Genomic DNA, 11671 nt, shown 5'->3' on the forward strand with positions numbered 1-11671 from the left:
GCCGTGTCCTCAGCTGGGCGCAGCGGGGCCGCGGGAGAGCCGCAGCACGCTGAAGGCGGTGAGCGCGACATGCAGTTGGGTGCGCTGCTCGCCCGACTCCAGATCGCAGCCGAGCAGCCGCTCTATCGCGTGCAGCCGCTGATAGAAAGCCTGCCGGGACAGGCTCGCGCGCTTGGCCGCCACCGTCTTGTTGCCCGCCGCGTCGAGATAGGCGTGCAGTATCGCCAGCAGATCGGTGCCGTGCCGCTCGTCGTAGTCGACCAACCGCCCCAACTGCCGCTCCACGTAGTCCTGGAGCCGCACATCACCGCGCAGCGCGTACAGCAGCTGCCGCAGCCCGATATCGCACAGCTCGTGGAACGGCTTGTCCGGGGTGCCCGGAACGGCGGCGTCGGCAACCCGTGCCGCCTCCTGGAAGGAGCGGGCGGTCTGGGACAGATCCGCCACCTCGGAGCCGACGCTGACGACCGCCTCCGGACGGGACGCGCGGACGGACCGGCTCAGCCGCTCCACCAGCGGCCGCCAGGGGGTGGAGGGATGGAAGGCGAGCAGCACGCCGATGTGGCCGCCCGGCACCGCGCCGATCAGCACGGCGGCACCGGCCGCCCCCAACTCGTCCGTCAGCCGGTCCTCCAGCTCGGTCGTCTCCTCGGCGCCGGGGCCGGGGGTGATCAGCACGACGATCAGCCGGCGGCCCAGGACCGGCATGCCCAGCGCCTCGGCCCGGGCGCGCGCCTCACCGGTCGAGCGGCACCGCTGTTCGACCAGGTCCAGCAGCAGCGTGCGCTGCGCCCGCCGCTCCCAGCGGGTGTGATGGGTGAGCCGGGCGATGGTCAGGGCCGTGGCCGTACGCTCCAGGACCATCGCGTGCTCGGGGCCGACCGCCGGGGCACCGGCGGCGTCCGGGAGCATCAGCAGCCGGCCCCAGCGCTCGCCCCGGTACTCCACCGCGGTCACCAGCCAGTCCTCCGGGCCACTGGCCCCGGTGCGGTCGGGCGAGGCCGTGGCGCGTGACCGTCGTTCCCAGCCGGTCAGCACGCCCTCCGCGCCCTGGCCCAGGGCGCCGCAGATCACGGCCTGGTGAACCAGGTTCTCCAGCACCACCGGATGCCCGCTCAGCTCGGCCGCCATGCCCACCACCTCATCGGGCTCGGCGCCGCGCAGGGTCAGCGCGGTAAACGTGTCATGAACGTCCTGCGCCCGGCGCAGGCTCTCGATCTGGCTGCCGATGATCAGCGAGTGGATGATCTGGGTGACCTCCACGAAGTTGACGCTCCTGGAGAGCAGCACGAGCGGGAAATCGCGGGCCTGGCAGGCACGCACCAGCTCCGACGGCGGCCGGTGGTAGCGCCGCACCAGCTCTATGACCAGGCCCGCGGCGCCGACGTCCGCCAGCTCGTCCACGTAGCGGCGCACCACCGAGGCGTCCTCGGGCAGCGGCATGCCGGTGGTCAGCACCAGCTCCCCGCCCTTGAGGAACGACGCCGGATCGAGCAGCTCGGTGACATGGACCCAGCGGACCGGCCGGGACAGCCCACCGTGGCCGGAGACCACCTCGGGCACCCCGGCGGCCAGCACCGGCAGCCGCAGCACACCGGCGAGGGTGAGCGGCGCGGGCCGCGCGGCGGCGGCGCGGGGTTCGGTGCCGCCGGAGCCGTCCATGCCGATCACTCTGACAAGCCGGTACACCCTGCGCAACCACGCGGTTGACACAATGTCCAGCCGGCCCCCGTTGACAGATCGTCCATACCGATCACATCCCGGCGACACAATGATCATTGTCTTCGCCCGGCTCGCTCCACCACGCTCGAAGAGTCCGTTCATACGCCGACCTTGTGGGTGTGGGAGAGAACCATGACCGATCTGTCACCGCAGCTGCGTCAGGCCACTCCGGTGGTCGCCGTCCGCGGAGAGGGCGTCCATATCGACGGTGAGGACGGACGGCGCTATCTCGACTTCACCGCGGGTATCGGCGTCACCAGCACCGGACACTGCCATCCGCGGGTCGTCGCCGCGGCCCAGGAGCAGGTCGGGACCCTGATCCACGGCCAGTACACCACGGTCATGCACCAGCCGCTGACGCGGCTCGTCGCGAAGCTCGGCGAGGTGCTCCCCGAGGGACTCGACAGTCTGTTCTTCACCAATTCCGGGAGCGAGGCGGTGGAGTCGGCCCTGCGCCTCGCCCGCCAGGCGACCGGCCGGCCCAATGTCCTCGTCTGTCACGGCGGTTTCCACGGCCGCACAGTCGCCGCCGCGTCCATGACCACCTCCGGGACCCGCTTCCGCTCCGGCTTCTCGCCCCTGATGAGCGGCGTCGTGGTCACCCCGTTCCCCACCGCCTACCGGTACGGCTGGGACGAGGAGACCGCGACCCGGTTCGCGCTGCGCGAACTGGACTACGTCCTGCAGACCATCTCCCCGCCCGACGACACCGCCGCGATCATCGTCGAACCGGTGCTGGGCGAGGGCGGCTATGTGCCCGCCACCGAGGGATTCCTCCAAGGGCTGCGCGAGCGGGCCGACCGCCATGGCTTCCTGCTCATCCTGGACGAGGTGCAGACCGGCGTCGGCCGCACCGGACGGTTCTGGGGCCACGACCACTTCGGCATCCGCCCCGACATCCTGGTCACCGCCAAGGGCCTGGCCAGCGGCTTCCCGCTGTCCGGCATCGCCGCCTCCGAGGAGCTGATGAGCAAGGCGTGGCCCGGCTCCCAGGGCGGCACCTACGGCGCCAACGCGGTGGCCTGCGCCGCGGCCGCCGCCACCCTCGACGTGGTCCGCGACGAGAACCTCGTCGCCAACGCCGACGCCATGGGCGCGCGGCTGCGCGCCGGCCTCGAGGACGTGGCCGCGAAGACCCCGGCCATCGGCGACGTCCGCGGCCTCGGCCTCATGCTGGCCAGCGAGTTCGTCACCGAGGACGGCGAGCCGGACCCGGCGACCGCGGCCCGGGTGCAGCGCGCCGCCGTGGACGAGGGGCTGCTGCTGCTCCTGTGCGGGGCCTGGAACCACGTCGTGCGGATGATCCCCGCCCTGGTCGTCGACGAGACGGCTATCGATGAGGGGCTGCGTGCCTGGTCCGCCGCCGTGACCGCCGGAACGGCGGCCTCCTGACCGCCGCACTTCACTCAACGGGAGCCATCGGCCGCCGCCTGCCCGGACCCCGGGCCGGCGGCGGCCAACAAAGGAGAGTGCCGCCATGTCCACCCCCTCGTATCCCGCCGCCGACGACGTCCTCGCGGCGGTGTCCAAGAAGCTGTACATCGCCGGGTCGTGGTCCGACGCGGCCGGCGGTGCGACCATGCCGGTCGACGACCCGGCCACCGGTGAGGTGCTGTGCGAGGTCGCCGACGCGAGCCCCGCGGACGGGCAGCGCGCCCTGCTCGCCGCCCAGGACGCCCAGGAGAAGTGGGCCGCCACCGCACCCCGCGCGCGCAGCGAGATCCTGCGCCGCGCCTATGAGCTCATCATGGAGCGGGCCGACGCGCTCGCCGCGCTGATGACGGCCGAGATGGGCAAGCCGCTCGCCGAGGCGCGGGGCGAGGCCGCCTACGCCGCGGAGTTCTTCCGCTGGTTCTCCGAAGAGGCCGTCCGTATCGACGGAGGCTTCTCCACCCTGCCCGACGGCAAGAACCGCATGCTGCTCATGCGCCGGCCCGTCGGCCCCTGTCTGCTCATCACCCCGTGGAACTTCCCGCTGGCCATGGGCACCCGCAAGATCGGTCCCGCGATCGCCGCCGGCTGCACGATGGTGCTCAAGCCCGCCCCGCAGACCCCGCTGTCCAGCCTCGCCCTCGCCGGAATCCTGGAAGAGGCGGGGCTTCCGGCCGGGGTGCTGAACGTGGTGACCACCTCCCGCGCGGGCGAGGTCGTGGAGCCGCTGCTGGCCGGCGGGCACATCCGCAAGCTCTCCTTCACCGGGTCCACCCAGGTCGGGCGCACGCTGCTCGCCCAGTGCGCGCCCGCGGTGGTCCGTACCTCCCTGGAGCTCGGCGGCAACGCCCCCTTCATCGTCTTCGACGACGCGGATCTGGACGTCGCGGTCGAGGGCGCCATGACCGCGAAGATGCGCAACATGGGCGAGGCGTGCACGGCGGCCAACCGCTTCTTCGTCCACTCCTCCGTCGCGGCCGAGTTCGCCGACCGGCTCGCCCGGCGCATGGGCGCGCTGGTCGTCGGCCCCGGAAGCCGCCCCGGCGTCGACGTGGGCCCGCTCATCGACCAGGCGGGCCGCGACAAGGTCGAGGAGCTGGTCGCGGACGCCGTGGCCCGCGGGGCCGAGGTCCTCGTCGGCGGCTCCACCCCCGAGGGGCCGGGCTGCTTCTACCCGCCGACCGTGCTCACCGGGGTGTCCCCCGCGAGCCGGCTGATGGAGACGGAGATCTTCGGACCGGTCGCGGCCGTCCTCACCTTCGACGAGGAGGACGAGGTCGTCGCCACCGCCAACAGCACCGAATGGGGCCTGGTGGGGTATGTGTTCACCCGGGACCTGAACCGCTCGCTGCGGGTGAGCGAACGGCTGGAGGTCGGCATGGTCGGCCTCAACACCGGCCTGGTCTCCAACCCGGCCGCCCCCTTCGGCGGCGTCAAGCAGTCCGGGCTCGGCCGCGAGGGCGGCCGGGTCGGCATCGACGAATTCCTCGACTACAAGTACGTCGCCGTCCCGGTCTGATCCACCGGCTGACCTCCCACGCCCGCCCGGGACCCCACGCGGTCCGGGGCGGGCGCCGTGCCGTGGCCGGAACCGCCGGCCCTGCCCGGCCGTTGCTCCCACAGGCGCGGCGGTGAGGAGCGGGCATGGGCGAGTTGGTCCCCGGCGGCAATCAGGCGCTGCCGGACGGCGCGCTGACGATCCACGTGCCGGGGCCCTTCGATCTGTCCGTGCTGATCACCGGTGCGGACGGAAAGGTCGCGGGCGACGGCGACTTCGTCTTCTTCAACCAGCCGTCCGCGCCCGGCGCCCGGCTGCACGGCGAGACCGTCACCCTGCACCCGCCCCGGCTGCGCCCCGGCGCCGACCGGGTCACGGTCGTCGTCAGCCCCGCCGACCCCGGCACCTCGCTGGGCCGGCTGCCGGTGCCCGTGCTGAGCGTGCTGGCCGGCGGGGGAGGGTTGCTCGCCCGGTTCACCCCGCCGCGTCCGGCCCGGGAGACGGTGCTGCTGCTCGCCGAGGTCTACCGGCGCGGCGACCGATGGAAGGTGCGGGCGCTTGGCCAGGGGTATGCGGAGGGACTGGCCGCCCTGGCCCGGGACTTCGGCGTCGACGTCACCGACGACGGCGCCCCGGCCCCGCGCACGACTCCGGCCCCGCGCACGAGTCCGGCCCCGCCCACGAGTCCGGCCCCGCCCACGACTCCGGCCCCGCGCACGACTCCGGCCCCGCCCACGACTCCGGCCCCGCCCACGAGTCCGGCCCCCGGCGGTACGGCGGGCGGCGCCGCCCTTCAGGTGGTGAACGCCGCGCGGTCGCGGGCCGGGGCCGCGCCGGTGGCCCTCGACGGGAGGCTGACCGCGGCGGCCGAGGCGCATGCCGGAGCGATGGCCGCCCACGGCCGGCTCGCGCTGGAGAGCCCCGACGGGACGTCGCTGTTCCACCGGATCGCGGCCCAGGGCTATGTCTGCCTCACGGTGGCCGAGCACCTCGTCTCCGGCCCGCGCACCGCTGAGGAGTTCGTGGACTACTGCCTGGCGGGCCACGAGCGCAGCGGCCCGTTCCGGGATCCGGCCGTCGTCCATCTGGGGATCGGCCGGGCCGTCGGCCCCGCCACCGGGGATGTCTACTGGACCGCGGTGTGGGCACGGCCGTTCACGGCGGACGGCCTGGTACGCCTGGCGTCCGATGTGACCGCGCTCACCAACGCCGAGCGGGCCGCCGCCCGGCTGGCACCGCTGGCCCCCGATCCCCGGCTGGCCAGGGCCGCACAGGCACACAGCGACGACATGGTCGCCCGCGACTTCTACGCGCACACCGGCCCGGAAGGCCAGGAGCCCTGGGACCGGGCCAGGGCCGCCGGAGCCACCCATCGCGGCATCGGCGAGAACATCGCGTGCGGCCAGCGCTCCCCGGCCGAGGTGGTCCGCGGCTGGATGGACAGCCCCGGCCACCGCGCCAACATCCTCAGGCCCGACTTCACCCATATCGGCGTCGGCTGCGCCACCGGCAGCCGCGCCGGCACCTACTGGACCCAGCTCTTCGGCGCCGCCGGATAGCTGCGCCTGGGATCATGGCCGCGCGGGGCGGCGCGTCAGGTGCGGGCCTCCAGATCGCGCCGGGTGGCGTCCCCGTACACCCCGTTCGCGTCGCCGCGGATCCCGTACCACACCTGGAAGCGGGACACGGCCTGGGAGAGGTCCTGGTCGTACAGGCCGTCGACCGGCCCGTCCTGATAGACGTTCGGAATCCGCAGCAGACGCTTCTGGAGGTCGATGACCCGCGGGCCGGTGTCCCCAAGGGTCAGCACGTTGCCCGGCACGCTCTGCTGCCCCCCGCCGCCCGGAGCCTGCGAGACGGTCGCGCTGGGTGCCGGGGGAGCGCTCGGCGTCCCGGGTGCGCTCGGCGTCGCGGACGCGGTCGCGCCGCCGGACGCCGGGGCCGACGCTCTGCCGCCCGCCCCGGGCTGGGCCGCCCCGGTCGCCGCCTCACGGGGCAGCATCAGCACCAGGGAGAGGGCGACGCCCGCGCCGAGCCCGGCGATGAGCGTGACGGCGGTGCGGGGAGGGCGCCGTAGGACCGGGCCGGGGGGTGCGTGCGGCGCGTCCTGCGGGGTCCACGCGTCGGCCGCCGCCGGGCCGCCGTCCAGCTCCTGGGTGTCGTCCTCGGCAAGGGATCGGGCCTCCGGCGTAGGCGGGGCGCCCGGCGGCCGGAAGAGATGGAGCTCCTCCATCCACTCCTCCACCGGCGGGTCCGATGCCGCGTCGGGCTCCAGCACCGGGCGGAAGATCGCGGTCGGCTCGATCACCTGACGCCCGGTCGGCCGGTCGGGATCGGGTTCGGCTGCCATACAGACCTCCTTCTGCGCCCCATAGCGTCACGCGGGGATACGGGCGCGAGCCCGCGATGACTCAAATCGATCGCCATCCGGCGGCGGCGTGGCGCCGCTGGGTACTCGTTACAAAATGGTGCTCTGGCCTCGGGGACAGCGAAGGGAGTCCATGCGATGGAGCGGACCACATGCTGTGTGGTGGGGGGCGGCCCCGCCGGGATGGTCCTCGGTCTGCTGCTGGCGCGGGCGGGCGTGGAGGTCACCGTTGTGGAGAAGCACGGGGATTTCCTGCGCGACTTCCGCGGCGACACGGTGCATCCGAGCACCCTGGCACTCCTGGACGACCTGGGCCTCGCCGAGCGGTTCGCCGCCCTGCCGCAGCGGCATGTGCACTCCGTCCAGCTGCCCATCGGCCAGGACGGGGAGCTGCTCACCGTCGGGGACCTGCGCGCACTGCCGGGTCCCTACAACTACGTGGCGATGGTGCCGCAGTGGGATCTGCTCGATCTCCTGGCGGACGAGGCCGCGCGGGAGCCCTCCTTCTCCCTGCGGATGAACACCGAGGCGACCTCCTTCCTCATGGAGGGCGGCCGGGTCACCGGAGTGCGCTATCGCGACCGCACCCCCGGCGGGGGCACCGGTGAGCTGCGCGCGACCCTCACGGTGGCCTGCGACGGCCGGGACTCGCTCGCCAGAGACCTGCCCGAACTGGGCCTGCGGGAGTTCGCGTGCCCGATGGACGCGTGGTGGTTCCGGCTGCCGCGGCACGAGGGAGATCCGCGCGGGCTGGTGGGCAACGTCGGCGACCGCTTTGTGACGGCCATGATCGACCGCGGGGACTATTGGCAGTGCGCCGTGCTGATCCCCAAGGGGGCCGATGCCGAGCGCCGCGCCGACGGCCTGGACCGGTTCCTGTCCGCGTTGGCGGACGCCACCCCCTGGATCGCGGACCGCAAGCCGGAGCTGCGGGACTGGGACGAGGTGAAGCTGCTGGACGTACGGATGGACCGGCTGCGGCGCTGGCACCGTCCCGGGCTGTTGTGCATCGGCGACGCGGCGCATGCCATGTCCCCCGTGTTCGGGATCGGCATCAACCTCGCGGTCGAGGACGCCGTCGCCGCCGCCCGGTATCTCGCAGGACCGCTGCACGACGGGGCCGTCGGCCTGGGCGACGTACGCGCCGTCCAGCGCCGCCGGTGGCCGACCGCCGCCGCGACACAGGGGCTGCAGCGCCTCGCCCACGCCCGGGTCATCCAACCGCTGCTGGCCGGGCGCGCGCCGGCCGGCGGGCGGGGACGGCCGCTGCGGCCGGCCGAGGTGCTCACCAGGGCGCCGTGGCTGAAACGGGTGCCGGCGTACTTCCTGGCCTACGGCGCGATGCGCGAGCGGCCGCCGGCCGCGTCGCTGCGGCGCCGGCGCTGAGGCCGAACCGGCCGTAGGGAGCCGGGTACGGAGGTTTCCGCACCCGGCTCGCCAACGCGCGGGCCGCCGGCGGGCGGAGACCGTGTGCGCGGACCTCGCTCCTCATGCCGGCCGCCGCGTCCGCCCGCCGAGTGGGTCGCCAGGGCCGATGCGCACAAGGGCCCGTACGGATCACGGCCGAGTGACCGGTGACGCGCTCACAGCCCGCGCAGCCGCTCCATCTCGCGCCGGTCGCGCTTGGTGGGACGGCCCGCGCCGCGGTCGCGCAGCGCGATCGGCACGGTGTGCTCGCGGGGCGGCGGGGGAGGGCTGTTGTCGACAAAGCACTCGGCCGCGACCGCCGCCCCGACCCGCTTGCGCACGATGCGTGAGACGACGACGATCCGGTCCCGCCCGGCGTGGCGCAGCCGCACCTCGTCCCCGGCTCGCACCGGGTGGGCGGGCTTGACCCGTTCGCCGTTGACGCGAACGTGGCCGGCGCGGCAGGCCGAGGCCGCCATCGAGCGCGTCTTGGTGAGCCGTACGGACCAGATCCAGCTGTCCACCCGTACGGACCCCTCGTCTGAAGCCATACCCCGACTCTAATGTCTAAGGTGCGACGCATGAGCGCACATTTTGACGTCGTGGTCCTGGGGGCGGGGTCGGGCGGCTACGTCGCGGCGATCCGCGCCGCGCAGCTCGGTCTGACCACGGCCATCGTCGAGGAACGGTACTGGGGCGGCGTGTGCCTGAACGTGGGCTGCATCCCGTCCAAGGCCCTGCTGCGCAACGCGGAGCTGGCCCAGCTGTTCATCCATGAGGCCAAGACCTTCGGCATCCGGGTGAACGGTGAGGTGACCGCTGACTACGCGGTGGCGTTCGAGCGCAGCCGGAAGGTGGCGGACGGCCGGGTCAGAGGCATCCACTATCTGATGAAGAAGAACAACATCACCCAGTACGACGGCCGGGGCACCTTCACCGGCGCCCATGAACTGCGGGTCGCGCTGGGCGACGGCCGGACGGAGTCCCTGACCTTCGGCCACTGCGTCATCGCCGCGGGCGCGACCACCAATCTGCTGCCCGGCACCTCGCTCAGCGAGCGCGTGGTGACGTACGAGGAGCAGATCCTGTCACCGGAGCTGCCCGGCAGCGTGCTCATCGCGGGCGCGGGCGCCATCGGCGTCGAGTTCGCGTACATCATGCACAGCTACGGGGTGCAGGTGACGCTGGTGGAGTTCCTGGACCGGATCGTGCCGCTGGAGGACGAGGAGGTCTCCGCCGAGCTGACCCGCCGCTACCGCAGGCTCGGCATCAACGTCCTGACCTCCACCCGGGTGGAGGCGATCAACGACGCGGGGCCCGCGGTCAAGGTCATGGTGACCACGGGCGGCCAGCGGCAGACCCTCCAGGCGGGTCGGGTGCTCCAGGCGATCGGATTCCAGCCGCGGGTGCGGGGATATGGCCTCGAGAACACCGGGGTCCGGCTGACCGAGCGGGGCGCCATCGACGTCGACGGCCGGTGCCGCACCAGCGTGCCGCACATCTTCGCGGTCGGCGATGTGACCGCCAGGCTGATGCTCGCGCACGCGGCCGAGGCGATGGGCATCGTCGCGGCCGAGACCATCGCCGGCGCGGAGACCATGGAGCTGGAGTATGTGATGATCCCGCGGGCGACCTTCTGCCAGCCGCAGATCGCCAGCTTCGGCTGGACCGAGGCCCAGGCGCGCGAGCAGGGCTTCGACGTGCGGGTGGCGAAGTTCCCGTTCACCGCGAACGGCAAGGCGCAGGGGCTCGGCGACCCCGGGGGCTTTGTGAAGCTCATCAGCGACGGCCGCCACGGCGAGCTGCTGGGCGGCCATCTCATCGGCCCCGAGGTCACCGAGCTGCTGCCCGAGCTGACCCTCGCCCAGCAGTGGGATCTGACCGTCCACGAAGTGGCGCGCAACATCCACGCCCACCCCACGCTCAGCGAGGCGGTGAAAGAGGCCGTCCACGGGCTCGCCGGACACATGATCAACATGTGATCCAGGGAGGCCGTCGTCAGGAGATGTTCCGGCCCTGGTCCAGCTCCCAGGCCACCTGGGCGACATCGGCCATGGTCGCCACGATGTCCGGCGGGTCGCCCTCGCCGTTCAGATGCCGGTACTCCGTGGCCACCGTGATCACCAACCGCTCGGGCAACCCCAGGGACGGAAAGGTGTTCTCGGCGATGAGCGTGCGGGCCGCCTCCAGGGCGGGGACCCCGGCGGTGTGCAGCTGATGGGCACGGTCGCGGACATGCTCCAGATAGCCGATATGGCCACGGACGCCCTCCCGGTCCAGGACCGGGCCATGGCCGGGGACGATCACCTGTGCCCCGGTGGCCAGCACCCGCTCGCAGGCGGAGATCACATTGCCGAGAGGGCCCGCCCAGTGCACCGCGTGGTCGCCGGGGTCCCGCGGACCGGACGCGAAGATGACATCACCGGTGAACGCCACCTTCTGCTGCGGCAGACAGGCGACCAGATCGCCGGTGGTATGGGCGGACGGCAGCCCGAACAGCTGTACCGGCACCCGGCCGATCCGCAGGTCCAGCTCGCCGACGAAGGTGAGGCTCGGCTCGACGACCTGGGTGGCGGACCAGTCGAACCGCTGGAAGTGGCGCTGGAGATACCAGCCGAGCGGCGTCGCCGGATCGCTGCCGCGCACCATGGCGTGCAGGTGCCGCGGTTCGGGTTCCCAGGCGATGTGTCCGAGCGCCTCGCGGGTGGCGACCACCTCCGCCTCGGGCACGACGTCGGCGCCCCACAGGTGGTCGCCGTTGGCATGGGTGACGATCACCCGTCCGATGCGTCCGCCGTCGGGCAGCAGCGACCGGCTGCGGTCCAGGAAGTCCTGGGCCATGTGCCGGTCGTAGGGGGTGTCGACCCAGGCGGCGGCGCCTTCGGGGGAGACGATCAGACCGCAGTTGGCCAGCCCCCATCCGGTGCTCGGCGTGGGGGACCAGAGATGGACACCGTCGGCGACGGTGAGTAACGGCGACGTCGAGATCATGGACGCAGGGTATGCCGGTCGGCACGCCGCAGGACAGAGCGCCCGACAGGCCGTCACACCGCCCGGCGGTCAGGCGGTCATCGGCCGGTCCGCCGGTCCGACCGGGGCCGGCAGCCCGGTGGCGCCCGCCAGATAGCGGTCCACGGCCGCCGCGGCGGCAGGCCGTCACACCGCCCGGCGGTCAGGCGGTCATCGGCCGGTCCGCCGGTCCGACCGGGGCCGGCAGCCCGGTGGCGCCCGCCAGATAGCGGTCG

General features: G+C 73.2%; 9 protein-coding genes. 5 read left to right on the plus strand and 4 right to left on the minus strand.

The window, feature by feature from the left end:
* Window positions 1–9 precede the first annotated feature (9 nt).
* A complete protein-coding gene (locus tag ABZU99_RS10840; RefSeq protein ID WP_355948294.1) occupies window positions 10–1662 on the minus strand; it encodes a PucR family transcriptional regulator ligand-binding domain-containing protein in 1653 nt (550 codons plus the stop codon).
* A 192-nt stretch (window positions 1663–1854) separates the two neighbouring features.
* Between ABZU99_RS10840 and ABZU99_RS10845 the strand changes: the two genes are divergently transcribed.
* From ABZU99_RS10845 to ABZU99_RS10855, 3 genes are all read left to right on the plus strand, one after another.
* The gene (locus ABZU99_RS10845; RefSeq protein ID WP_355948297.1) at window positions 1855–3114 is read left to right on the plus strand and encodes an aminotransferase class III-fold pyridoxal phosphate-dependent enzyme; all 1260 of its coding nucleotides are present in this window, start codon (window positions 1855–1857) and stop codon (window positions 3112–3114) included.
* 85 nt (window positions 3115–3199) lie between these two features.
* Complete coding sequence (locus tag ABZU99_RS10850; RefSeq protein WP_356049290.1) at window positions 3200–4672, plus strand: NAD-dependent succinate-semialdehyde dehydrogenase; 1473 nt, start codon at window positions 3200–3202, stop codon at window positions 4670–4672.
* A gap of 125 nt (window positions 4673–4797) precedes the next feature.
* On the plus strand, window positions 4798–6210 hold the full coding sequence (locus ABZU99_RS10855) for a CAP domain-containing protein (RefSeq protein WP_356049288.1): 1413 nt from the start codon (window positions 4798–4800) through the stop codon (window positions 6208–6210).
* A 35-nt stretch (window positions 6211–6245) separates the two neighbouring features.
* Here ABZU99_RS10855 and ABZU99_RS10860 read toward each other — a convergent pair whose 3' ends face one another.
* The gene (locus ABZU99_RS10860) at window positions 6246–7001 is read right to left on the minus strand and encodes a peptidoglycan-binding protein (protein ID WP_356049286.1); all 756 of its coding nucleotides are present in this window, start codon (window positions 6999–7001) and stop codon (window positions 6246–6248) included.
* Window positions 7002–7157: 156 nt separating this feature from the next.
* Here ABZU99_RS10860 and ABZU99_RS10865 point away from each other — a divergent pair, with 156 nt between their 5' ends.
* A complete protein-coding gene (locus ABZU99_RS10865) occupies window positions 7158–8405 on the plus strand; it encodes an FAD-dependent oxidoreductase (protein WP_356049284.1) in 1248 nt (415 codons plus the stop codon).
* A gap of 197 nt (window positions 8406–8602) precedes the next feature.
* Here ABZU99_RS10865 and ABZU99_RS10870 read toward each other — a convergent pair whose 3' ends face one another.
* On the minus strand, window positions 8603–8977 hold the full coding sequence (locus tag ABZU99_RS10870) for an RNA-binding S4 domain-containing protein (protein WP_355948312.1): 375 nt from the start codon (window positions 8975–8977) through the stop codon (window positions 8603–8605).
* Between the two features lie 30 nt (window positions 8978–9007).
* Between ABZU99_RS10870 and lpdA the strand changes: the two genes are divergently transcribed.
* Window positions 9008–10408 (plus strand): dihydrolipoyl dehydrogenase, encoded by a 1401-nt coding sequence (lpdA, locus tag ABZU99_RS10875; RefSeq protein ID WP_355948314.1) that lies wholly within the window; start codon window positions 9008–9010, stop codon window positions 10406–10408.
* Between the two features lie 16 nt (window positions 10409–10424).
* Here lpdA and ABZU99_RS10880 read toward each other — a convergent pair whose 3' ends face one another.
* Complete coding sequence (locus ABZU99_RS10880) at window positions 10425–11417, minus strand: MBL fold metallo-hydrolase (protein ID WP_355948317.1); 993 nt, start codon at window positions 11415–11417, stop codon at window positions 10425–10427.
* Between the last annotated feature and the right edge of the window lie 254 nt (window positions 11418–11671).

It is taken from the genome of Streptomyces sp. NPDC005266 (assembly GCF_040607655.1).
Lineage (GTDB): Bacteria > Actinomycetota > Actinomycetes > Streptomycetales > Streptomycetaceae > Streptomyces.

Excerpts from the sequence above, each read along its gene's own strand:
- ABZU99_RS10880 (WP_355948317.1), bottom strand. The coding sequence starts at position 11,417 with ATGATCTCGACGTCGCCGTTACTCACCGTCGCCGACGGTGTCCATCTC.
- ABZU99_RS10860 (WP_356049286.1), bottom strand. The coding sequence starts at position 7,001 with ATGGCAGCCGAACCCGATCCCGACCGGCCGACCGGGCGTCAGGTGATC.
- ABZU99_RS10870 (WP_355948312.1), bottom strand. The coding sequence starts at position 8,977 with ATGGCTTCAGACGAGGGGTCCGTACGGGTGGACAGCTGGATCTGGTCC.
- ABZU99_RS10840 (WP_355948294.1), bottom strand. The coding sequence starts at position 1,662 with ATGGACGGCTCCGGCGGCACCGAACCCCGCGCCGCCGCCGCGCGGCCC.
- ABZU99_RS10850 (WP_356049290.1), top strand. The coding sequence starts at position 3,200 with ATGTCCACCCCCTCGTATCCCGCCGCCGACGACGTCCTCGCGGCGGTG.
- lpdA (WP_355948314.1), top strand. The coding sequence starts at position 9,008 with ATGAGCGCACATTTTGACGTCGTGGTCCTGGGGGCGGGGTCGGGCGGC.
- ABZU99_RS10845 (WP_355948297.1), top strand. The coding sequence starts at position 1,855 with ATGACCGATCTGTCACCGCAGCTGCGTCAGGCCACTCCGGTGGTCGCC.
- ABZU99_RS10855 (WP_356049288.1), top strand. The coding sequence starts at position 4,798 with ATGGGCGAGTTGGTCCCCGGCGGCAATCAGGCGCTGCCGGACGGCGCG.
- ABZU99_RS10865 (WP_356049284.1), top strand. The coding sequence starts at position 7,158 with ATGGAGCGGACCACATGCTGTGTGGTGGGGGGCGGCCCCGCCGGGATG.